This is a genomic window from Paenibacillus sp. UNC499MF, assembly GCF_900107975.1.
Taxonomy (GTDB): domain Bacteria; phylum Bacillota; class Bacilli; order Paenibacillales; family NBRC-103111; genus Paenibacillus_F.
Map to the genome: position 1 here is coordinate 290706 of NZ_FNVF01000005.1, position 23068 is coordinate 313773.

General features: G+C 57.7%; 21 protein-coding genes and 1 riboswitch. Of the genes, 3 read left to right on the forward strand and 18 right to left on the reverse strand.

Translation table 11 applies throughout. The annotated features are described in order from the left end of the window. Nucleotides 1-48: 48 nt before the first annotated feature. The 16 genes from trpS to C4S74_RS13980 form a co-directional block, all read right to left on the reverse strand. A complete protein-coding gene (trpS, locus tag C4S74_RS13895) occupies nt 49-1032 on the reverse strand; it encodes a tryptophan--tRNA ligase (protein ID WP_103995898.1) in 984 nt (327 codons plus the stop codon). A 443-nt stretch (nt 1033-1475) separates the two neighbouring features. After that, a complete protein-coding gene (locus C4S74_RS13905) occupies nt 1476-2048 on the reverse strand; it encodes a nitroreductase (protein ID WP_103995900.1) in 573 nt (190 codons plus the stop codon). 31 nt (nt 2049-2079) lie between these two features. Continuing rightward, the gene (locus C4S74_RS13910) at nt 2080-3657 is read right to left on the reverse strand and encodes a cobyrinate a,c-diamide synthase (protein ID WP_103995983.1); all 1578 of its coding nucleotides are present in this window, start codon (nt 3655-3657) and stop codon (nt 2080-2082) included. Nucleotides 3658-3725: 68 nt separating this feature from the next. Next, nucleotides 3726-5042 (reverse strand): cobalt-precorrin 5A hydrolase, encoded by a 1317-nt coding sequence (locus C4S74_RS13915; RefSeq protein ID WP_103995901.1) that lies wholly within the window; start codon nt 5040-5042, stop codon nt 3726-3728. Continuing rightward, nucleotides 5039-5815: a precorrin-4 C(11)-methyltransferase gene (cobM, locus tag C4S74_RS13920; protein ID WP_103995902.1), complete on the reverse strand. Its 777-nt coding sequence runs from the start codon at nt 5813-5815 to the stop codon at nt 5039-5041. The genes C4S74_RS13915 and cobM overlap by 4 nt, the downstream gene beginning before the upstream one ends. Next, entirely contained in the window at nt 5812-6588 is a 777-nt protein-coding gene (gene cobI / locus C4S74_RS13925) for a precorrin-2 C(20)-methyltransferase (protein ID WP_103995903.1), read from the reverse strand. The genes cobM and cobI overlap by 4 nt, the downstream gene beginning before the upstream one ends. After that, on the reverse strand, nt 6585-7841 hold the full coding sequence (gene cbiE, locus C4S74_RS13930; RefSeq protein WP_103995904.1) for a precorrin-6y C5,15-methyltransferase (decarboxylating) subunit CbiE: 1257 nt from the start codon (nt 7839-7841) through the stop codon (nt 6585-6587). The genes cobI and cbiE overlap by 4 nt, the downstream gene beginning before the upstream one ends. Next, nucleotides 7838-8974, reverse strand: a complete 1137-nt coding sequence (locus C4S74_RS13935; RefSeq protein ID WP_103995905.1) for a cobalt-precorrin-5B (C(1))-methyltransferase — start codon at nt 8972-8974, stop codon at nt 7838-7840. Before C4S74_RS13935 ends, cbiE begins: the two co-directional genes overlap by 4 nt. 10 nt (nt 8975-8984) lie before the next feature. After that, the gene (locus tag C4S74_RS13940; protein WP_103995906.1) at nt 8985-9635 is read right to left on the reverse strand and encodes a precorrin-8X methylmutase; all 651 of its coding nucleotides are present in this window, start codon (nt 9633-9635) and stop codon (nt 8985-8987) included. After that, the gene (gene cobK, locus C4S74_RS13945; RefSeq protein ID WP_103995907.1) at nt 9635-10414 is read right to left on the reverse strand and encodes a precorrin-6A reductase; all 780 of its coding nucleotides are present in this window, start codon (nt 10412-10414) and stop codon (nt 9635-9637) included. Before cobK ends, C4S74_RS13940 begins: the two co-directional genes overlap by 1 nt. Further along, nucleotides 10411-11634 (reverse strand): sirohydrochlorin chelatase, encoded by a 1224-nt coding sequence (locus C4S74_RS13950; protein ID WP_103995908.1) that lies wholly within the window; start codon nt 11632-11634, stop codon nt 10411-10413. Before C4S74_RS13950 ends, cobK begins: the two co-directional genes overlap by 4 nt. 61 nt (nt 11635-11695) lie before the next feature. Next, nucleotides 11696-13597, reverse strand: a complete 1902-nt coding sequence (gene cobJ, locus C4S74_RS13955) for a precorrin-3B C(17)-methyltransferase (RefSeq protein ID WP_103995909.1) — start codon at nt 13595-13597, stop codon at nt 11696-11698. A 352-nt stretch (nt 13598-13949) separates the two neighbouring features. After that, nucleotides 13950-14154: riboswitch (cobalamin riboswitch) on the reverse strand. Nucleotides 14155-14246: 92 nt separating this feature from the next. Next, the gene (locus C4S74_RS13965; RefSeq protein WP_103995911.1) at nt 14247-15935 is read right to left on the reverse strand and encodes an alpha-glucosidase; all 1689 of its coding nucleotides are present in this window, start codon (nt 15933-15935) and stop codon (nt 14247-14249) included. An 18-nt stretch (nt 15936-15953) separates the two neighbouring features. Next, the gene (locus C4S74_RS13970; RefSeq protein ID WP_103995912.1) at nt 15954-16739 is read right to left on the reverse strand and encodes a glucose-1-dehydrogenase; all 786 of its coding nucleotides are present in this window, start codon (nt 16737-16739) and stop codon (nt 15954-15956) included. A gap of 172 nt (nt 16740-16911) precedes the next feature. Continuing rightward, entirely contained in the window at nt 16912-17034 is a 123-nt protein-coding gene (locus C4S74_RS13975) for a sporulation protein YjcZ (protein ID WP_103995913.1), read from the reverse strand. Nucleotides 17035-17219: 185 nt separating this feature from the next. After that, nucleotides 17220-18083 carry a metallophosphoesterase gene (locus tag C4S74_RS13980; protein WP_103995914.1) on the reverse strand — a complete coding sequence of 288 codons (864 nt, stop codon included), beginning with the start codon at nt 18081-18083 and terminating at the stop codon, nt 17220-17222. 255 nt (nt 18084-18338) lie between these two features. Here C4S74_RS13980 and C4S74_RS13985 point away from each other — a divergent pair, with 255 nt between their 5' ends. From C4S74_RS13985 to C4S74_RS13995, 3 genes are read left to right on the forward strand one after another with little or no spacing between them, the layout of a single operon-like run. After that, the gene (locus C4S74_RS13985) at nt 18339-18716 is read left to right on the forward strand and encodes a GntR family transcriptional regulator (protein WP_103995915.1); all 378 of its coding nucleotides are present in this window, start codon (nt 18339-18341) and stop codon (nt 18714-18716) included. Nucleotides 18717-18728: 12 nt separating this feature from the next. Then, complete coding sequence (locus C4S74_RS13990) at nt 18729-19616, forward strand: ABC transporter ATP-binding protein (protein WP_103995916.1); 888 nt, start codon at nt 18729-18731, stop codon at nt 19614-19616. Next, the gene (locus tag C4S74_RS13995; protein WP_103995917.1) at nt 19606-20637 is read left to right on the forward strand and encodes an ABC transporter permease subunit; all 1032 of its coding nucleotides are present in this window, start codon (nt 19606-19608) and stop codon (nt 20635-20637) included. The genes C4S74_RS13990 and C4S74_RS13995 overlap by 11 nt, the downstream gene beginning before the upstream one ends. Before the next feature lie 498 nt (nt 20638-21135). On the opposite strand, the gene C4S74_RS14000 is transcribed toward C4S74_RS13995, so the two are convergent. Then, on the reverse strand, nt 21136-21657 hold the full coding sequence (locus C4S74_RS14000) for a glycosyl-4,4'-diaponeurosporenoate acyltransferase (protein ID WP_103995918.1): 522 nt from the start codon (nt 21655-21657) through the stop codon (nt 21136-21138). Continuing rightward, nucleotides 21657-22802: a glycosyltransferase family 2 protein gene (locus tag C4S74_RS14005; protein ID WP_103995919.1), complete on the reverse strand. Its 1146-nt coding sequence runs from the start codon at nt 22800-22802 to the stop codon at nt 21657-21659. Before C4S74_RS14005 ends, C4S74_RS14000 begins: the two co-directional genes overlap by 1 nt. Nucleotides 22803-23068 lie beyond the last annotated feature (266 nt).

A 23068-nucleotide genomic window follows, 5' to 3' on the forward strand; every position in this document is an offset into this window, starting at 1 on the left:
GCGGCGCTTTTTTATACGTACTCGTTCATGGACCGTGAACCGGATACTTTACAGAAGAACAAAGCCCATCCGTTCTTTCACCTGTTTGACCGTTTCTCCCGCAAGCTCCGAAGCTTCGGCCGCCCCCTTGCGGAGCACATCATAAAGCTCTCCGGATTCGCGGATCTCGCGGTAACGCTTCTGAATCGGCTCCAGCGTCTCAACCACAACTTCGGCAAGATCTTTCTTAAAGGCGCCATAGCCTTGGCCTTCATATTTCGCTTCTACCTCGGCAACCGTCATATCCGAACATTGGGAATAAATGCCCAGGAGATTGCTCACTTCCGGCTTGTTCTTGGGGTCAAACTTCACTTCGCGGCCCGAGTCCGTTACGGCGCGGCTCAGCTTCTTGCGGATGACCGAAGGCTCATCCAGCATGGCGATGTAGCTGCCCGGGTTCGGATTGCTCTTGCTCATTTTCTTGGAAGCATCGTCCAGCGACATGATGCGGGCGCCTACTTCGGGAATGTACGGTTCCGGAATCGTGAACGTATCCCCGTAGCGGTGGTTAAAGCGGGCCGCAAGGTCGCGCGTAAGCTCCAGGTGCTGCTTCTGGTCATCGCCTACCGGTACGAGATCAGCTTTGTACAGCAGGATGTCCGCCGCCATGAGCGAAGGATACGTGAACAATCCGGCGCCGACAGACTCTTTACCGGCCGACTTGTCTTTGAACTGGGTCATCCGTTCCAGCTCGCCGATGTAAGTCAGCGTCGTCAGGAGCCATCCCAGCTCGGCATGCTCCTTAACCGAGGACTGCAGAAACACGCTGGCTTTGGCAGAATCAATTCCGCAGGCCAGGTAAAGAGCGGCTACCGACTCCGTCTGTTCTTTCAGAGCGGCCGGATCCTGGGGAACCGTGATGGCATGAAGATCCACAATCATGAAATAACAGGAATGCTCGTTCTGGAGCTTTACAAAGTTGCGAAGCGCCCCGATATAGTTGCCGAGGGTCAATTGACCGCTCGGCTGAATGCCTGAGAGTACATGTTTCATAACAAAAAACCTCCTGTGTGAATCGAATTTGGTATTGGAATTGGAAAAACAAACGCAAAAAAGGCCTCTCGTCGAAGGGACGAGAGACCGCGGTGCCACCCTTATTCGTTTGTCTCCTTGCAGCTATCGGATCTGAATCCGTCACGCACCGCAAAAAGAACAAACCTTCGTCTCCGATAACGGGGAGAAAAACCGTTTCCGTATACTGGGAAAGGTTCCCGCGGCTTTGAAAAAAGCAGCTGGTTCCGAGGACATCGCATTGTCCGCTTTCCGTTCCACTTTAAGCTCGGGGATCCATTCGGCCTGCATGTTCCGCCGGTTCACACCACCCACCGGCTCTCTGAACGGAACGTATGCCGCTTACTTGTTCCCGTCTTCGCGTTAACTGCACTGATTTTTATTTATTATACCCCGTTTGCTCTTAAAGTCAACGGCAGCCTGAACTACATCCAGGTCGTTTTCTCCTCATACGGGGTTCTTGCCGTAGGCTTCGCGGGCTCTGCCGGGTAACCGATAAAAAGAGTCCCGACGACCTTCCGATTCTCGGGCGAGCCGATAAATTCATGCATGCGCCCGTCATGGACAAGCCCCACCCCGCGGGTCCGCCAAACAAGGCCCAGACCCAATTCCTCGGCCGTGAGCCACATGCCGTAAATCGCGCAGGCGGCCGCATATTCATTGTCACGGCTGGATGGTTCGTCGCCCGGGATAACGTCGGACGTTACGACGATGACGAGCGGCACGCCTTTGACGGCCTTCATCGTTTCTTCTACCAGATGCGGCTTGGTCGGAAATCTTTCCGTCAGAAAAGCTTCGGCTGCAGCCTCGTAGCGCGCTTTGGCTTCCCCTTGGATGACGTAAAAATGCCAAGGCTCCCTAAGTCTGTCGTTGGGAGCACTGACGGCGGCTTGCAAAAGCGTCCGTACAGCTTCTTCCTCAACGGGTTGTCCGGTATATCCGCGCACGGCCCGCCTTCTGTTCAGCAGGTCCAGAATAGATGCTGCGGCTGTAGTCATATGGGGCGCACCTCCGTATTCGATTTGATTTTCATGTAATTTGGCCCTCCCGCATCCTGCGGAAGTGAAGGCATTTCTCGATCCATCTGCGCGGCATGTCCGGATTGGAAGCGAAATGAAGATGGGTATACCCCGATACGAGGCTTCCGCTGAGCGCTCCCTCTTCCTTCGAACCGCGCATTCCTTTGGTTTTGTAAGCGGGCGGGAGTGTCGCGGACGGCGCAGGCTCGAATACGGAATAGTGAAATTCGTGCCCTCTCGCCGTATCGTGCGGACCGAGCAGAAAATTTCCTTCGGTCCCCGTCGCTTCCCTGTACCCGAGTGCCGCAAGCTTGGTCTGCATGGTCACGGTTCCCGGAACGAGGCCGAGCATCGGGTATCTCCTGCCGGCGGTATCCACGATCGCGTCCGTCAGGAACATATACCCGCCGCACTCCGCCAAGGTCGGCAGACCTGCCCCGATGCCCTCGGCAATAGACCGCTTCATCTCGTGAAGCCCTGCCAGACGCTCGGCAAATTCCTCGGGGAAGCCCCCGCCGAGGTAAAGGCCGTCCATCCCTTCGGGCAGCTCCTCGCCGGCAAGCGGGGAGAAATAAACAAGCTCCGCCCCGCAAGCCTGAAGCAGCTCCAGATTCTCCGGGTAGTAGAAGTGGAAGGCAGCGTCCTTAGCCACCGCGATACGTACTCGCGGGGCCATCGGGCGAAACGTGCCGGGTGCCTCTTCCGCGTTTACACGTCCCGGCCGTATCTCTGCCGCCTTCTCTGCCTCGCCGCCTCCATCCGCCTCAAGCGGCCGGAAAAGCTGGGCAGGCGCCTCCAGCGGCGCCGTGTCGGCTGCCTGAAGCAGACGCTCCAGATCCGTATGGGCGGAAATGCGTTCGGCCAGCCGCGAGAAGAACGGCGACAGCTCGCCCCGCCCGATGGACGGGACCAGACCGAGATGACGCTCCGGCATCGCCAGACTCTCGTCCCGCAGCATGTAGCCGATTACCGGAACCCCGCACTCCTGCTCGATTGCGTCCCGTACGATCCGGTAATGCCCCTCGCTGCCGACCAGATTGGCGAAAACCCCCGCGATCCTGACGCGCGGGTCCAGAAGCTGGAACCCCTTCACGATCGCGGCCGCGCTGCGCGCCATGCTTTTGCAGTTCACGACCAGAATGACCGGGCACTGGAGCAGCAGGCTGATTTCGGCCGAGCTGCCTTCGTTCGTTTTCGGGTTTTTGCCGTCATAAAAACCCATTACGCCTTCGATGACGGCGATATCGGCGTCCGCCGACGCCCGGCAGTAAATTTCGCGCACGGTGTCCGCCGGCAGCATCCAGCTGTCCAGGTTCCGTGACTGGCGGCCCGTTACCGCGGTGTGATAAGTCGGATCGATATAATCGGGACCGCATTTGAAGCCTTGGACGGACAAGCCTCTCGCTTTCAATGCGGCCATAATGCCGATCGTGACGGTCGTCTTGCCTACCCCGCTGCCCGTTCCAGCGATGAGGAGCCGCTTAGCCCGGCTGACGACCGGACGGTCCGCATTCGGGATAAAATCCGCCGCGGATGATTCCGCCGTTCCGGAGAGGATTCCCGGTTCTTTTTCCTGCTCAGCAGTCATTTCTGCCCCTCTCTTTCCATATGCCGCTGCCGGCTGCCGGCTGCCGGCCGCCTGCCGTTTGCTCACGCTCACTGCGCAGGCTCTCCGGTGAACGGCTGAATACCGACTGAAACGGTTACGTTGCCGGATTTTTTCTTCACAAGGGCCAAGGGTTCGGAGCCGCCGATGAATCTTTTGACGGCAGGCTCGCTGACTCCGTAGGCGCCCGTATATTTGAACACCGTAGAAGACGGCTGATCCATCGGCATTTCGTTCAGCTCCTCCGGCGTATAAGTGACCAAAGGCCAGCCGTACTTGCCGCAGACGGCCAGGAGCCCTTCCTCATCCGCCTTCAGGTTGATGGTGCATACCGTCTTCACGCTGCGGATCGAGAAGGCCAGCTCTGCCAGCGTGGAGCCGATCACCTCCTCGATCTCTTCAGCCGGCGTTCCCCGGTTGCAGCCGATGCCGAGTACGATCACCTTCGGCCGGTAAAGGACGCCATTGCTCAGAATCGCCCGCTCGTCCTCCGCGAGCAGCCGGTGCGTGACGACGAGCGCCGCATGCGGCTCCGCTGCCAGCGCCTCCCGGACACTGCCGTAGCTGGTGATGTTAGGCGGAACGGGAGTGTCCAGCGTCCACCAGCCCGGCTCCCCCGATTCGTTGACGACGGCGACCTGCTCCTCGTTGACGACCGAAGCGCTGACCGGTGTCAGTTTGTCGGCGGATTCCCACTCCCAGCCGAACCGCCGGCCGAATAAATCGACCGCGATGGTTTTCTGGACATCCGAAGCGGTCGTGATGACCGCACGGGCCCCCATCGCGGCGGCGACTTCGCGGGTCAGTTCATTCGCGCCGCCCAAATGTCCGGACAGCACGCTGATGACATGCTCCCCTTTATCGTCGATAACGACGATGCCCGGGTCTTTCTTCTTGTCCTGCAGCAGCGGGGCAATCATGCGTACGACGGCGCCGAGCGAGATGATGCAGATAATCCCTTTGTACGCGGGAAATAGCGCGGGAAACAGCATCCTGACACTGCCTTCGAAAAGCTGGATGCCCGAGTAGAGGCTGCCGGCCGTGGCGGGTACGGTCCCGGATACGGCGGAAGTCGCGGATACTTCCGCATTTGCGGCTTCTGCCGAGGCCGGCGCTTTCGCTCCAACCTCGCCGGAGCCCGTGGCCCCGCTCCCGTCTGCACCGGGGGAAGATGCATGCTCCGCAGTCCCGGCAGAGACAACGTCCTCATCCCCGCGCGCGAACTTGCTCATGTAATAAACGTCCACGCCGCCGAATGAGCGGAGCAGGCTGCGGGCAAGCTCCACCCCGTGCTTCGTGATGGCGACTACCGCATAATCGGACCGTACCCGGATTTCCGGCACGATTCCTTCTTGAAGGGAAATCATGGCTTCACCCCGCGGCGGTAGCGGTGCGTAAACGATTTGTCATACAGCTTGGAGCGGTATTCCTTATCATGAATATGAGGGTCCAGCGCCCACCCCGCCAAAATCATCGCGTGGGAGCGAATTCCGTTGCTCCGCATATCCGCTTCCAGATTCTCCACCGTCGTGCGGACGATAAGCTCGTCGGGCCAGGTTGCTTTCTGGACGACGGCTACCGGCGTATCCTTGCTCCAGCCCGCCTCCAGCAGGTCACCGACGACCTTTTTAACCAGAGTTGCGCTTAAATACAAGGCCAGGGTACAGTGATGCTTGGCCAGCTCCCGGAGCTGCTCCGCTTCCGGCACAGGCGTTCTGCCCTCCGCCCGCGTCAGAATAAGCGTCTGGGTGAGATCCGGGATCGTGAGTTCCGCCTGAAGCGCCGCGGCGGCGCCGAATACCGAGCTTACGCCCGGAATGATTTCAACGGGAACGCCGGCTTTTTTGAGCTGAGACATCTGTTCCATAATCGCTCCGTATACGGCAGGATCCCCCGTATGAACACGCGCGACCAGCTTTCCTTCCCGCACCCGCCCGATCATAAGGGCGACCATTTCGTCCAGCTCCATGCCCGCGCTTTTGAGCACTTCCGCCCCGGGTTTGGCCCGGGCAATCAGGTCGTCGTTAACAAGCGAGTCCGTATACAGGACGACATCGGCCTCCTGCAGCAGACGCAGCCCTTTTACCGTAATCAGATCGGGATCTCCGGGACCCGCACCGATGATAACTACACGGCTCATTTTCTCACCACCATCAAAGTCAGATATTCAAGCTGCCTTCCCTGAAGCTCCCGCACGTCCAGCCAGACGGATTCTTCGGCGGACGTCACTTTCGTGAGCACGGCCGCTTTGTCCGTGAGACCCAGGTCCCCGAGCACCTGCAGCATAAGATCGATCACTTTCGCGACCTTGATAAACACGACGCAGTCATGCTCTTCGATCGCTTCCCGGACCGCCGTATAATTGTCCGTTGCCGGAACGATGGCGATCCGCTCGTCTCCGTCGGCCAGCGGGATGCCGAGCCGGGATGCCGAAGCGTTGACGGAAGAAATTCCCGGTACCGAGACGGTTTTCGCTTCGGGATGACGCTGCTTCAGAAAACGCATCATATGGATAAACGTGCTGTAAAGCATGGGATCGCCCTCCGTAAGAAAAGCGACGTCCCGACCGGCGGCCAGATGCTCCCATACGGCATCCACCGTCTTGTTCCAGCTTTTTTCAAGGGCTTCCCGGTCTTTCGTCATCGGAAAAGTAAGCCCCAGCATTTCCTTCGCCGTCGTATCGACGTAAGTTTCGGCAATCGTCAGCGCGTAGCTTTGGGCACCGCTTTTTTTGCGCGGATACGCGATGACCGGGGACTGCTTGAGAATGCGGAACGCTTTTACGGTCAAAAGCTCCGGATCTCCCGGACCTACTCCGAGCCCGTACAGGGTCCCTGTCCCTCCGGATTCCGCTCGGCCCTCGGGCTGTCCTGCACCCGCCGCCCGGGTATCGCTTGCTGCATATTCGCTCATGTGGCTGCGTCTCCTTTATGTACAGATATGTCGGATGTGTCCGTAATTTTTTCGGGAATGTGCGAAGCGGTCACGATATAGACCGGATTCAGCGCTTCAAACCGCGTCAGCTGCAAAATCGGCTTGCTCCGCGAAACCTGGAGAAGCTGGATATCCGTGCGCATCCCTTCTTCGGCAAAAGCGCGCATCGCGTCGCTTAAATTCTCGATGGTCACGGCATTGAGCACAATGCGGCCCCCCGGTCTCAGCCGTGAAGCGCAAAGGCGCAGCAGTTCCCTCATCTCTCCGCCGGTGCCGCCGATAAAAATCGCATCGGGGTCGGGGAAAGCCTCCAGCCCTTCGGGCGCCTTTCCGTGCACGGCCGTCAGATCGACCCGGAAACGCCGCGCGTTTTCATGACAGTTGGCGAGATCTCCCTCGTTTTTCTCTATCGCAAAAACCGCCCCCTCGCGGGCGATCCTTCCCGCCTCGATGGCAACGGAACCGGTGCAGGTGCCGATATCCCACACGATGCTGTCCGGCCGGAGAGCAAGCTGGGCAAGACTGAGGACGCGCACCTCGCGCTTGGTGATCAGCCCTTTGTCGGGCTTGCGCTGGGCGAACTGCTCGTCGAGGATGCCGAGCGGCCAGGCCGGTGAAGGGCCCGTGCTCTTCAGCACCACCAGGTTAAGCGGCGCACACTCCGTACGCGCAAGCTGCTCCAGCTCGTACCAGCCCGTGCGCTCAGCGGCCCCGCCCGCATTTTCCGCTACGAAAACGCGGTATTCCGTCATGCCGTACTCGAGCAAATAAGCGGCGATAGCGGCCGGCGTATTGTGCTCGTCCGTCAGCAGCGCCACCTTCGGCCTGCCGTCTATGCGCTGCGCGAGCCCTTTGATGCTGCGGCCGTGCAGGGATACGACGTGCGCGTCCTGCCAGCTCTCGCCCATCCGGGCGAATGCAAGCTGAAGCGAGCTCAGATACGGGTACAGCTCCACCCGGAGCTTACGCGCAAGCAGGGAGCCGATGCCATAGAACAAGGGATCGCCCGATGCCAGCACGACAACCGTCCGCTCCTCCGCCGCGAGCTCATCCGTCATGGCCGACAGGCCGCCTTTCAGCACCTTCTTCTCCCCCCGGTAATCCGGAAAAAAAGCCAGGTGCCGCTCCCCTCCGACCAGAACCTCGCTTTCCTCGATCCACTGCCGGTAGGCCGGCAGCAGGCTGTCCGCCCCGTTATCCCCTATCCCGATCACTTTAATGGGTTTGCTCACTCTTCTTTCCCCTTTCCGTATAAAACAGCCCGGCCTAGAAGCTGGGCTTTCATCGAGATCAGGATCGTTTCGATCGCGACCGTCCCGTCCTTCTCCCGCGCCGCCGGATCGAGCCCCATTTCTTTCAGGCCCTCCCGGCAGCAGCGGCTGCTCATTTCCTCGAAAAAAGCCGTCTTCCCCAGCTCCTGCATGCGGTCTCCCACCTGGGAAGCGGTGTTGGCCGACAGAACTTCGCCGACCAGCTCCTCATCCGCGCCGGCCGCTTCCGCGAGTTCGGCCAGAAACCCGAAATCTACGGGAGCGCTTTTGGAATGGACCATCATGACGCCCTGCGCCAGCTTGGAGAACTTGCCCATCATGCCGACGAGTGTAATCTTCTTCACGCCCTGGTTGCGGCACTGCTTCAAGGCGAAGCCGACGAAGTCCCCCATCTCCACAAAAGCTTCTTCCGGAAGCTCCGGATACAGGTCGATGCCGAACTTCTCCGAGCGTCCTCCGGTCGAGAGCACGATGTGCTCGCAGCCGCAGCGTACGGCTACCCGGACCGCCTGGGCCACGCTCGCTTTGTAGGCCGACGTGGAAAAAGGGACGACGGTTCCCCGCGTTCCCAGAATGGAAATGCCGCCGATAATCCCCAGACGGCCGTTCAATGTTTTCTTCGCGATTTCTTCCCCGTCGGGAACGGAAACGACGACCTTAACGCCCCGGTCAAAACCGTACACGTTCAGAACGTCTTCTACCGCTTCCCGGATCATTTTGCGCGGAACGGGATTGATCGCCGCCTCGCCGACCGGAACGGGCAGACCGGGTTTGGTGACCCGTCCGACTCCGATTCCGCCGTCAATGACGATGCCGGGTTCCGGAAGCCATTTCACCTCGGTAATAATCTTGGCGCCGTGAGTCGCGTCGGGATCGTCTCCCCCGTCTTTGACCGTTTCGGCCGAAGCCGTGTCCTCTCCAACCGAACAGGCCGTCATCGTAAACGTGACGACCTCTCCGATCGGCAGCCGGATCGTCGCTTCGCTTTGCGGCTCCTGCTCGATCAGCGCCGTTAGAGCCGCCTTGGCCGTTGCGGCTGCACAGGAGCCTGTCGTATAGCCGTGTCGGAGCGGTTTGGCTGCCTGCTCTTCCATAGGCGTAAGCTTACCCCCGCTTCTCTGCCATCAGAGACAGCGCATTGACCGCCGCCACTGCGACCGGGCTGCCTCCCTTGCGGCCGATATTCGTAATGAACGGCACGTCGAGCTGCAGCAGCTCTTCTTTGGATTCCGCGGCGGAAACGAAACCGACCGGAACGCCAACGATGAGGCCCGGGCGCGCTTCGCCTTCCTTGACGAGACGGATCAGCTCAAGCAAAGCCGTGGGAGCATTCCCGATGGCGAAAATTCCGCCTTGCGCTTCACGGATCGCCTTGCGGACCGAAATGATCGCGCGCGTCGTATTGAGCCTCTTGGCCTCTTCCATCACATCGGGATCGGAAATATAGACGTTCACTTTACCGCCGAATTTCTCGATGCGGGGCTTGCTGATCCCCACCTGTACCATCTGAACGTCCGCTACGACCGTACGCCCCGCCCGGATCGCTTCGATCCCGGCTTCTATAGCTCGGGGGTGGAAAACAAGGCTCCGGCCCAGCTCGAAATCGGCCGATGCGTGAATGACCCGCTGTACGACCGGATACTGCTCCTCGGTAAAATCGTGAGAACCCAGCTCCTCCGTGATCATCTCGAAGCTTTTCGCTTCGATTTCCTGCGGCTGAACCGTCAGCGGTTTAAATTCGGTACGAAAGTCCATTAGGAAGATACCTCCTGCAAAAGATCGGCGGCCGCTTTCAGCACGCCCTCATAATCGGAAAAATGAATGCCGTATTCCAGGCCCGGACGGCCGATGACGATCGTCTCGATGCCCATCTCCAGAGCCGCTTCCAGCTTCTCGTCCACCGCGCCGACTTTTCCGCTTTCTTTGGTAATCATCAGCGTGACGCCGTAATGCGCATAAAGCGCTTTGTTGAGTTCCTTGGAAAAAGGCCCCTGCATCGCCACGATGTTGCGCTGCTCGATCCCCAGCTCCTCGCATTTCTCCATATTGTCGAGGCGCGGAAGCATGCGGGCAACAAGCCTTACGTCCGGCAGCCCGCCGAGGCGCCGGGTAAAAATATGCAGCGTCTTGCTGCCCGTCGTCAGCATGACCACGCCCCCGCGAACGGCCGCCAGCTCGGCGGCGTGCGCGTAATCGTCCGCAAACACGATGCCGGGCCGGACCCTCAGGTCCGACCCTTCCCGTTCGTAGCGGACGTACGGCACAGCCGCCGCTTTCGACGCCGCCATGGCGTTGCGCGAGGCTTCCTCGGCGAAGGGATGGCTCGCGTCTACGACGAGCGAGACCTCTTCGCGCCGGATGAGCGCCGCCAGCGCTTCGGCGTCGAGGCGTCCGACGGCGGCGGCAATGCCCGCGTCGGTCAGGCTCTTGGCGGCGCTGTCGGTGACGACCGTCGCCAGCACGCGGTGTCCGGCCTGCGCCAGCAGCACCGCGAGCTCGCGGGCGTCGCTCGTTCCGGCCAGGAGGAGGATCATCGTCCTCCCTCCCGGCCGGACGTGCCGGCCGCTACGTGGCCCGGCACAGCCTCGGGCGCTGCCGCCCGCTGCCCCGCTTCGCCGCCGGAGGCACCGGCCTCGCCTGCGGCACGCAGGTCTTCCGCATGACCCTCATGCGGATGGGCCTGCGCGTGCTCGTGCGCGTGGGTATGTTCATGCTCATGCGCACTCTGCACGTGGCCGTGATCATGGTCGTCGTGAGCATGACCGTGAACGTGATCGTGCTCGTGACGGTGTTCATGTTCATGTTCATGTGCATGCGTGTGCTCGTGATCATGATGATGTTCATGCGCGTGGTCGTGATCGTGATCATGGTGGTGATGGTGTCCATGATGGTGATCATGGTCATGATCGTGATCATGGTCATGATCGTGATCGTGATGGTGGTGGTGATCGATATGTTTCATCGCTTCCAGACGGAAGGAGCACATGTCACAGTTCATTTTCACCTCGTCCTGAAGCGCCTCGCCCGCACGGTCGCGGAGAATACCGCCAAGAATCGGATCCAGGCCGAAATAATCGGTCATCTCGAAAGCGCAATCGGGGTAACGCAGAGAGAAGTCGAGCAGCATGCCTTCCATCCGCTTGATCAGAATTCCCGTAAATAGAAAATACGGAAGTACGATGACTTTCTTCGCGCCCAATCTCAGGCAGCGTTCGATGCCGTTTTCCAGAAGCGGCGCCGTTACGCCTATAAAAGCCGTTTCAACCCAGGGAACCTGAAGCTTTTCCCAGAGCAGGCGGGAAATTTTGAACAGCTCGCTGTTCGCGTCGGGATCGCTGCTTCCGCGTCCGACAACTAGCACGGCGGTGTCTCCCGGCGTCTCTTCACGGAAACGGTCCGCTCCGCCCAATCTAGCCGTCATGATGTCGACTACGCCCTCATGTACGCCGATCGGCCGTCCGTAAATGAACTGCACGCCCGGGTAGCGCTCTTTCGCTTCGTCAATGGCACCCGGAATATGAATTTTGGCATGACCGGCCGAAAATAAAATGATCGGCACCACGGCAATCCGTGTGGCTCCCCGGTTGACGCAGGTTTGTATGCCTTGCGAAATAGTCGGTTTTTCCAGCTCCAGAAAACAGGTTTCGATAATGCCCTGTTCCATCGATTCGGCGAGCCGGCTTACAAACGCCCGGACCTCGCTGTTTCCTTCCGCGTCACGGCTTCCGTGACCTACAAACAGTACCGCATCCATCGGTTCTGCCTCCTTTTTTTGTATACCTGTATTTGAAATGAAAGCCTTATTTAGGGGAACGTTAATCTCCGCACAAAGCGTTTTCGATTTGAAAAGCGGGGACTTCCCTGTGCCGGTAGCCCTCCAGCTCTTTTACGCGGGCAAAAAACTTGTGGAACCGTTCGTTCGGGTGCCCTTCGTCCCGGTACCTGGCGACGATCCGCTCGATGGTCTCGACCAGCTTGTCCGGCTCGATGCCTTCCGCGACGGGCTGCGCCGCGTGGGCATTGCGGCCGACGGTCTTTCCGCCGAGGAACAAATCGAACTTCTCCCGGCGGTACACGATGCCGATGTCCTCCTTCACCGCGCCGTAACAGGCCATTCCGCAGCCGTTGAAGCCGATTTTCATCTCTTTGGGTACGGCCGTCCCGCCCAGAAGATCATGAAGTTCCTCCGCATACGGCACGGCGTCCCCCTTGTCCATATTGCAGAAGTCGCAGGCTTTGACCTGGACCACATCGCCGACCGGAGCCAGCAGAAGCCCTTCGCCGCGAAGCCGTTTCGTTACGGAATCGGGATCGTCGGTCCGCAGCTTGACGAGCAGCTGATGATGGGGCGTATACTCCATCGTTCCTTTATCGCCGACGGCCTCGGCGAGGACCATCAGCTGTTTGGCAGTCAGGTTTTTGTTCGCAAGTCCGGGACTGACGGCGAACTCTAGAATAGCCTGCTGACGGAAAAAACCGCTCAGGGAAGCGGAAGCATCCGGTCCGCCGGGCTCGCCCGTAACGAGACGGAGGGCTTCCTCCGCAAGCTCAAAAGCAGTCGGAGCGGCAGCCCTTGCGGATGCGCCAGGCGGACGGACCGCCACGGCAACCGCCGGCTCTCCGAACTCCCCGCCCTCCGAAACCACAGGCGTATCGTACGCTGAACGTGTCCCGGCCGTTTGTACGCGCGCCGGCAAATCTTCGCGATCGTAGTCGTCGGCAGTGCCGGTCCCATCGGCTTCCGGGCCGTATTCGCCGTATTCGTCGTCTTCGTATTCGTCATCGTCGAAGAAGGACGGCAGACCGGTATCCCGCGCTTCCGCGGACCGCAAAACGGCACCGGGCTGTTCCGCCAGGGCCGCACCGGCTTCCCCGCCGGTTTCCTCGTCCTGCTCCAGAGCCCACGGCTCGGCCTCCCGCCGGAGACGCTCATGAGGACGCAGGGGCTGGATATCGCTGTCCAGCGTATATTTGCGCTGATAGCCCCTCGGCGTAATCATGAGCCCCTCATAGTTGCGGGTCGCGGAGTTGCCGATAATGACCGTGGTGAGCATGCCGATGTCATGTTCCAGCATCTCCGCAAGCGTCGTCAGCACGACGTGTTCCCTGTCGCGGTAGGCGCTTTTGATAATACCTACCGGGGTATCCGGGGAGCGGTGCTTCAGCAAAATTTGCTGCGTCTCCACGATCTGCCGTGTTCGCCTCCCGCTCCGCGGGTTATACAGCGCGATGACGAAATCGGCGGATGCGGCCGCCTCGACCCTGCGCCGGATGAGATCCCACGGCGTCAGGTGATCGCTGAGGCTGATGGTACACGCATCGTGCATCACGGGCGCTCCCAGCAGGGAAGCGCATGAGTTGATCGCCGAGATGCCGGGCACGATTTCGACCTCGACTCCCCCGTTCGGCTTCCAGCCTTTCTCGATCAGCACCTCGTACACGAGTCCCGCCATGCCGTAGACACCCGCATCGCCGCTCGATATAACGGCCACCTTGCGCCCGGCCTCCGCCTGTCTGACGGCTTCCTGCGCGCGGCTTACTTCCTCGGTCATCCCCGTGCGCACAACCTGTTTGCCGTCGATCAGACTGCGGATCAGATCCACGTAGGTGTTGTAGCCAATAACGACTTCGCTTTCCGAAATCGCCTCGCGTGCGCGTTTTGTAATATGGGCTTCGTCTCCGGGGCCAAATCCGATGATAAGCAGTTTACCGGCCATTCCCATTCCTCCTCTTCGCTGTAAAGAAAGCTGCGGCGCTTTCGCCCGGCAGCCGTTATCGTGCGGTCCGGCTTTTGCGTCCACAGACGGACCTTTGTATATACACGTCGGTGCCTTCCGGCATACCCGCCGTTTGCCTTTTCATCCCGTCCGGGCCATAAAAAAAAGCATTTCCATCCTCCTTGGATAGAAATGCTTCGAACTTTAGAGCCATTCTGCGGGAAAATCCCGCATATGCTTCCAACCCGTACAGACCGCCGGTCCGCGGGCAGTCTTGTACGCCCAGGTCCGGCAAGCCGCTGCTGGCAGCGATTCAGCCGTTCTCAACACCTCCCTAAATCCTCGTAGGTTATCTAGTGTTATTCAAACAGGCAGGTCTCCTGGCTCGGAGCTTTCTTCGGCGCCTTCCCGGATAAATCCAGTGACGTTGATGCCGAAAAAATTTTTTCCCTGCGGTGCAGGGAGCTCCTTACAGTGGCGGGTCCGCGTCGGTCTTTCACCGAACTTCCCGTTTTAAGCGGAACCCTGTTCTTACGGACTGTCTGGTCCGTTCGAATGGGCTCCGCACCTGTTTTTACCATATTCGATTGTGTTCTGTTCATCATAACATCCGGTCAAAGAACTTGTCTATGCCGATAAAACGGTCGCCTCAGCCGATCCGATAAACCCGGGCTTCGTAAGGCCGCAGCTTGAGGACCCCGTTATCTTCGCCGGAGGCGGGTTCGTAATTCGAAATAAGAAGCTCCGCGTTCTTCCCTTCCCCCGGCTCCTCCGGCCACGTAAACTCCGGCGTTCCGTCGAAAAAGTTCAGCACGACCAGCAGCTTCTCCCCGTCCAGCGTCCGCGTATACGCATATATTTCCGTGTCCAGCGGAAGCAGCAGCTTATACTCGCCGTATACGGCAACGGGGTGCTTTTTGCGAAGCGCGATCAGGTTCCGGTAATAGTGGTAGATGGAATCGGGATCGGCTGCCGCTGCGTCCGCGTTAATCTCGCGGTAATTCCGGTTGACCTTCATCCACGGCTCCCCTGTCGTAAACCCGGCGTTAGCCGTATCGTCCCACTGCATGGGGGTGCGGGCGTTGTCCCGGCTTTTTTTCCAGATGGCCTTCATGATTTCGTCCTGGGGTTTGCCGAGCAGCTGCGCCTGCTTGTAGTAATTGATCGTTTCCACATCTCGGTAATCGCCGATCAGATCGAACGCGACATTCGTCATGCCGATTTCTTCCCCTTGAAAAATGTACGGCGTCCCTTCCAGCGTCAGAAGAAACGTGGCCAGCATTTTGGCGGATTCCACCCGGTATCGGCCGTCATTCCCGAACCTCGAAACGGGACGGGGCTGATCGTGATTGCCGAGATAGTTGGCGTTCCACCCTTTATCGTGGAGGACGGTTTGCCAGCGGCTCATCACCTTTTTCAGCTCAGGCAGGGTCCACGGCTTCGACTCCCATTTGCCCGTCCCGGCGGAAGCCGCATCCAGGTTCATATGCTCGAACTGGAAAACCATGTTCAGCTCGTGGCGCTCGTCCCCCACGTATTCCAGTGCCTGCTCCGGACCCAGTCCGGATGTTTCGCCCACCGTCATGATGTCATAATCGAACAGCACCTGGTCATGAAGCTTCTGCAGCAGCGTATGTACCTTTTCCAGATTGGAAAAAAGCTGGTAAGCCTGTACGACGGGCAGATGCTTGGGGTTATCGGCATCCGGCAGTCCCTGCGCTTTTACGATATGAGCGATGGCATCGAAGCGGAAACCGTCGACTCCTTTGCCGAGCCACCAATGCACCATCCGGAACAGCTCATCGACCATCGCATCGTTCTCCCAGTTGAGGTCGGGCTGATGCTTCGAATACAGATGCATGTAGTACTCGTCCGTCTCCGCGTCGTGTTCCCATACGCTTCCGCTGAAGTAAGACTCCCAGTTGTTCGGAAAAAGTCCTTTTTCCCCCTGCCTCCAGATGTAATAGTCGCGTTTGGGATTATCCCGGGAAGAGCGCGATTCCTTAAACCAGGCGTGCTGGTCCGAGGTATGGTTCAGCACAAGATCCATCATGATTTTCAGCCCGCGCTTACGCGCTTCCAGAAGAAGCTCGTCGAAATCCTCCATCGTGCCGTACTGCGGATCAATTTCGTAATAATCGCTGATATCGTACCCGTTGTCAGCACCCGGCGAGCAGTAAATGGGACACAGCCAGATGACGTTGACTCCCAGCTCCGCAAGATAATCCAGCTTGGAAATAATCCCGCGAAGGTCCCCGCGTCCGTCCCCGTCCGAATCCTTGAAGCTGGACGGGTAAATTTGATACACGACACTTTCTTTCCACCACGTTTTGTTCAAGTGAATTCCCCCCTTCTGTCAGCCTTTTCCTCCCTGGAACGACGGGTACTTGGTCATCCCTCCGTCCGCGAACAGCGTAATGCCGGTGACATAGCTGGACTCCGACGATGCCAGCCAGGCAGCTACGGCCGCAATCTCCTCCGGTCTGCCGATATATCCCATCGGAATAAGGGCTTCCACACCGGCACGCGCCTCTTCATCGGCGAATTTCGTTTCGTTGATGGGCGTATTGATGGCCCCCGGTCCGATATTGTTGACCCGGATCCCTTTGGGCGCAAATTCCAGCGCCAGCGTTTCGGTCATCATTTTGATGCCGCCCTTGCTCGCCGCATAATGGACGAAATGCGGCCACGGGATCATTTCGTGCACACTCGATATATTGATGACGGCTCCCCTGATTTCATGCTCCAGCATATAGGAAATAGCTTCCCGGCTGCCGAGAAACGCCCCGGTCAGGTTCACGTCCAGCACTTTGCGCCAATCGTCGGCGGACAGTTCCTGAGAAGGGACTTCATTCTCGATTCCCGCGTTGTTGATCATCACGTCCAAAGACCCGAAATGTTCGTGTGCGGCTTCGACAAGCTTCTTCACGTCCTCTTCTTTCGTCACGTCTCCCCGGAGCGCCAGCGCCCTGCCACCCGCACCTTCCACTTCTTCGATCAAGGCGGGAATGCTTTCCTCGTGGCTCAAATAATTGATCAGAACGTTTGCTTTCTCTTGGCCGAAACGGACGGCGGCCGCTCTTCCTATCCCCGTGGACGCTCCTGTAATGACAATCGTCTTTCCTTCCAGATCCTTGTACATGGCGTTACCTCCTGAATGTCGGAATGCGGGCCTTATTGAAGACCTCCACCTTACTTACACGTTTTGGAAGGAAAAAACACATAAAAAAGAACAAACCCCGGCTCTAAACAGCCTGGAGTTTGTTCATGAACGCTTACGGCCGTTGAGCCGGCCGCCGGAACTTATAAGAGAATTAGTACAGGAATGCGCGGGAGATGATAACCAGCAGAATAAACAGAACCAGAATTGCACCTACGCTCGTACCTATGCCTACGGGTTTTCCACAGCCTACGCCTACTCCTCCGTAATAACCCATCTTTCGTATCCCCTCTCGGTGAGTTATTGTCTTACCGTACACTATATGTGGGTGCGAAAAGATGGAGTGGACGTCAGCCCGCATTCGTTCAAAATGAACGATATTCCGCCGGAGCCTACTCCGGGTTCTATTGGGGGATTCTACTGAGAGGTTCTACTGGCGGGTCCTCTGGGGCGTCTGCGGAGTTACGGACGCTTTTTTAACGTGAGCACCGTCAGCTCGGGCCGGCACCAGAACCTCACGGGGTGCATGGTCATCCCGATCCCCCGGTTCGTGTACACGTGAAGCTTGCCGCCGCCGAGTTTGTATAAGCCGTCGACGTACTTGCGGCCGTACATCGGCGTCGTAATCGCGCCGTAGAAAGGCAGCCGCACCTGCCCGCCGTGGCTGTGCCCCGACAGCTGCATATCGACCGGCGCCTTCAGCGCGATATCCGCGAAATCCGGCGCATGGGAGAGCAGGAGCACGAAGTCGTCTGCGCCTGCTCCCTTCAGCGCCCGGTTCAGATCCGGGCGGCCTTCCCACATGTCGTCTACGCCGGCCACCCGGATCAGCGACCGGTCTTTGCCGACCGCGACGGACCGGTTCGTGAGCAGCTCGAAGCCCCCCGGCTTCAGCACCTGCTCCGTCTCGCCGGGAGTGCCGTAATAGTCGTGATTGCCGAGCACCGCGAATTTACCGAGCGGAGCTTTGAGCGCCGCCAGTGCCCGGCTCACTGCGGGAGCATCGTACACCCGGTAATCGTACAAATCACCGGTGAAACACAGCAAATCCGGCTTGAGCGCGTTGATCCTGTCCACCAGATGCGGAAGGTCTTTCGGCGCCAGATAAGGGCCGATGTGAACATCGCTGAACTGGACGACACGTACGCCGTCGAACGCCTGCGGCAGCCGTTCCAGCTCCAGCCGGACATGCTTGGTGCGGATCCAGTGCGGCTCGGCAAACCGCGCGTAACCGTAGGAAACAAAAGGGGCTGCCAACAAAGCGCCTGCCACAAATCTGCCTTTTGCCAGAAAGGCTCTGCGTGTCATCTTCGGATTGGGGTCCATCGTGTTTCCTTTTCCTTTCTCCGGTGTTATTTGTACCCGATTTTACCATGTCTCCTGCCGGAAGGCCAAAAGTGCGGGGTTCTCTTGCTCTAGCATAGTTAAAGCGCCGAAAAAATACGGGTTGACAAAACCTGTTGATTTTCCTTATTGTACTAAGTGTACTACATTAAATAGTACACTTTAAATAGTACCCGGCCTACCGAACATCACGCGTTCTTCATCCTACTTACCGCCAAGAAAGGGGTGCCTCCTCCGATGATCACAATCAACGAGCGAAGCGAACTTCCCATATACGAACAAATCATACAAGGAATGAAGGAACTCATACTGAAAGGAGCGCTGCAGCAGGGGGACCGTCTGCCCTCTGTCCGGGAACTCTCCGCCACTGTCCTGGTCAATCCGAATACGGTCAGCAAGGCTTATCAGGAGCTGGAACGCCAGGGCATTATCGAAACGCTGCGCGGGAAAGGCACGTTTGTCGCCAAGCCTTCTTCTCCGGGCATGGAAAAAGAACGCCTCGAAAAGTTCCGCTCCGCTTTCCGCCAGCTTCTCGTCGAAGCCGCGTATCTCGGAATCGGACCCGATCAGCTTAAAGACTGGACCGACCATTTTTACAAAGAAATCAAGGAGTAAAGGAGTCACTCTATGCTAAACGTTGAATCTGTCTGCAAACGGATTGACGGACGTCCGGTTCTGGAAGATATCCGGTTCCGGCTCGGTCAAGGCTCCATCGCCGCACTCGTCGGCCGCAACGGTGCCGGCAAAACCACCCTGCTCCGGACGCTTGCCGGCATACTGGACCCGGACCGCGGAGAAGTCCACTGGGAAGGCCGCTCCATTCACGAGCATCCCGAAGCCAAGCGGAATATCGTATATGTACCCGATTCCCTTGATATGCTGGGAGGCTACACGGCCAAGGAATGCGCGGATCTTTACCGGCTCGCTTATCCGGATTTCGATCCGGCTTATTTTGCGGGCCAGCTCCGCAGATTTCAGCTTCCGGAACGCAAAAAAATCCGTACCTTTTCCAAAGGCATGAAGGCGCTTATGGGCATTCTTCTCGCTTTTTCGTCGAGAACTTCTCTCATTCTGCTCGATGAGCCGACGAACGGGCTCGATCCTATCGTCCGCAAGCAGGTTCTTTCCTTCCTGGTCGAAGAGGTGGCCGGCGGAAGCACATCCGTCCTGCTTTCGTCTCATCAACTGCAGGAGCTTGAACGCATCGCCGATACGGTCATCATGATCCGGGAAGGAAAGCTGGAAACCGCCTCCTCTCTGGAAGAAGCCAAAGGCTCCCTATACAAGCTGCAGGTCGCGTTTGGGGATGAGCCGCCGCGGGATTTCCTGAAACTTTCTCAAGTACGAGTCTTGAATCGGGTGGGCCGCGTTTACACACTTCTGCTTCAGGACGATTCCGGACAAACCCTGCAGCTCCTGGAGCAAATGAACCCGCTGCTGATCGACCGGCTGTCCATTCAACTGGAGGATGTATTTGAATATCGTCTGGGAGAGGGGGATGAACATGCTGTCTAAAGCATTGTGGAAAAAAGACTACAAGCAGGCCAAGCTGCTGTTGTGGCTTATGCCCGCGGCGGGATTTCTGTTTCTCGTGTTTAACCGGATGAACAAATTGATCATCCTGGAGCTCGGAACCATCGAACGGCAGCTGCAACTTATGCGCGAACATCCAGAAAACGCCACGATCTATTCATTTGGCTATGAATTTACCCACTACCGGGTTGCGCTGGCCGTTCTGGCACTGGGAGTCGCGGTCCTGCTCATCGGCATGGAGCGGCGCGGCCTTCATCAGGATTTCACCTTCTCGCTGCCGTTCAAACGCACTCAAATTTATTTGAACAAATGGCTTCTGGGGTTTGTTTTTATCCTCGGATCGGTTCTGTTTACAAACCTACTGGATATGACCGTTATTCTCTTGTCGCCGTTCCACGATTATTTCACACTGTCCGTCCACGTGCGTGAGATCTTTCGTTCAACCCTCATACTAACCGCTTGGTATACCATTGTCCTGTTTGCAGGGACGTTCACGGGCGGGGCTTTAACGCAAATTCTTTTGTCCCTGGTCGCCTGTATACTACCGATGGCCCTAATGTCCATGATAGGTTCCTTCTTCTCCGTTCATGGCCCAGGATATAGGGAAGTACTGAACCCAGTCATCAGAAGATACCTGGAGTATTTAAATCCTCTTTCCCTCGTTACGGGCGGCTATTCAACAGCTTCCCTTTATCTTTTCGTAATATGCATGGTATACATTCTGTTTTTCCTGGGAGCCGGGCTTTACGCCTACTCTAAAAACAAACCCGAAAACAATGGAAAAGTGATTCTTTTTCCGGGACTGGAACCTTATTTTTTGTGGTTCATCGTAGGGTGCGGTGCTTTATTCGCCGGACTGGTCGCCAAAGATTTCAACACGGTTGCCTTCTATCCATATCAAAAAAGCGGCGTTTTTAACTACTACTTTGGTTTCTTCCTGGGCGGAGCGATCGTTTATTTTCTTCTCCGTTTCCTCCTGAAACGCCGTTTCAAATTCATTTAAGAACAAATACAGGAACAAAAACGAACACCGCAAAAACGCCCGAAAACAGAAATCGAAAACAGAAAACGAAAACAGAAAACGGAAACAGAAAAAACCCGCCAGCGATGCTGACGGGTTCTTCTTATGTTCGTTTTACTGCCTGTAGCGGGTTATGTGTCCATCTGCTTCTTCCTTGTGCCATGGCTACAATGGCGGAAAGAAACCCACTGCCGTTTCTATAGAAAATGTCGTTAGTATGCTCATATAGAAGGCTCGAAGAAACGGCCTTGTCTTCTAGTTCCTAATGATCTCTGAATAAAGAAATGACCAATTAGTGTTCCTAAAACAATGAAAGCCCTGCCTCTCTTTCATCCTTGCGGCTCCGATGACCGCGCCAGTGTGAATCAAGTAACACGGTAAACAAATTCTTAGGGTTGTTGGAATTTGATTCGGTGGAGGAATGTTATTCATAAAAGAGGAACTAAAAAAGAGGGTTTAACAATACAATTACATATTATATCACAGGTGGTTAGCCTTTTTCAATACCCAATTTTGATCAGGCGCGCTCATCCGCTTCAAAACCCGCTCCAGGCGGATCCGGTTATAGCGTTGGGCAAGAACACAGGGCACATTAACGAGTACGGCATAAACCAGCATAATAACGCCCACCCACGCCTCATTCCACAGAAAAAAGAGCGGCGCCGGCAGCATGACCAAGTAATGGGTAAATTCGGCCCGGCGCGATTCGGCAATAAACGTCCGGAAATAGGCCGGATCTTTGGCCGCCAGATGTTTTTTGGCAAATCCGCCCTTGAAAACGTCGCCACCGTCCGGCAGAAGTCCTTTCCACGCCTTGATGCGGAAGACACGTTCGTAAAACTTCCCGCTTTTCTCCCAGTCCCGCTGGCTGTACAAAGCATTGTCCCGCAAAAAATGTCCGGCCGGAATCCGGAAAGCTCCATAAGAAATAAGAAGGTGAAAAAAAAGCCAAGCCGCCGTATTGATCACGACGGTCCAAAACGGCGTAAACACAATCAGCATCAGGATGCCCCCCGATTTTTAGTCACGGAAATATCTCTTCCTTTCCATGAGACCTGTTTTCTTAGAAAGGTCAGAACCGCCGACCAGCCGAACAGACCGAAGAAAAAGAGTAACGGCACCGGATACAATAAGCCCGTCAGCGGATGAAAATTGCCCGTCCTGCGCAGCAAAACCGTTATCTGCAGCGCGTAAGCGGCATAAATCAGCGCCGCAATGAGAAGCGGCAGACCTGGACCGGCGGAAATCGCCGCCGTGACCAGAGTCTCCCCCAGCCGGATGCCGGCCGACGCTCCGCCGGCCAGCCACAGCACGACGGCCAGCAGAACCGGCGGCGCCGTCGTCCGGGCTCCCGAGGCGAAGCTTTTGCTCCAGCCTCGCACGAGAGACCCCATGCCTTCCGGATACATCCGGAAGGCGACAGTACCGCGGCCCGCCCGGCAAACGAGCGGCAGGCCCGATGCCTGGAACCGGCGGCCGAGCGCCAGGTTCTCGAGCACTTCGCCGCGCACGGACCGGTGGCCTCCGGCCGCGGCGTAATCGGCCCTGCTGCATACGATGCAGGGCCCGAAGGACGCCTTCGGCGCGACCGCGTCGCCGAAGGGAGTGAATGCGGCTGTCGAAGCCGGCACGATGAGGTTGAAGAAGGCCGACAAGTGCTCGTACGGCCTCTTCACCTCGTGGTACGGCTGCACCGACAGCAGCCCGCCCTTTCGCGCCTGCACGGCAAGCAGGCGCTCCAGCCCGTCTTCCTCGAGGCGGGTGTCCGCATCGAGGAAGACGAAGACATTCCCGCGGGCGGCCTGAGTCCCGCGGTGGCACGCCCACGGCTTGCCGAGCCAGCCGGCCGGCAGCGGGCCCGGGGCTACCACGCGGGCCCCGCTCTCGCGGGCAAGCGCGGCCGTGCCGTCGGTGGAGCCGTCGTCGACGACGATGATCTCGCCCGGCGGAACGGACTGCGCCGCGAGTGACGCAAGCAGCGGAGGGAGGCGCTCCTCCTCGTTGCGCGCGGGCACGATGACCGACACGTGCCCGCCGCCGGACGGGCTCTTCCTCTCCGCCGGACTGACGCGGCACACGCCGGTCCTCCAGAGCAGGAACCACCCCGTGATCCAGCCGAGGATTGCAATGATCGAGCCGTAGAGCATAAATTCCCTCTCCCTCCGGATTCAACTGTAATTTGCCGGTGTATGTATACGTAACGGTTATTTTTGACAAACCTTATACAAACAAATTACAACCCGGGAGAAGCCTTGTCAACATACCGTCCTTTTTCGGGAAAAACCCATGAACAAACTAAATCGAGTAGAAGTGTAAGTCAGGGTTTACGGTTTACGGTTTACGGTTTACGGTTTACGGTTTACGGTTTACGGTTTACGGTTTACGGTTTACGGTTTACGGTTTACGGTTTACG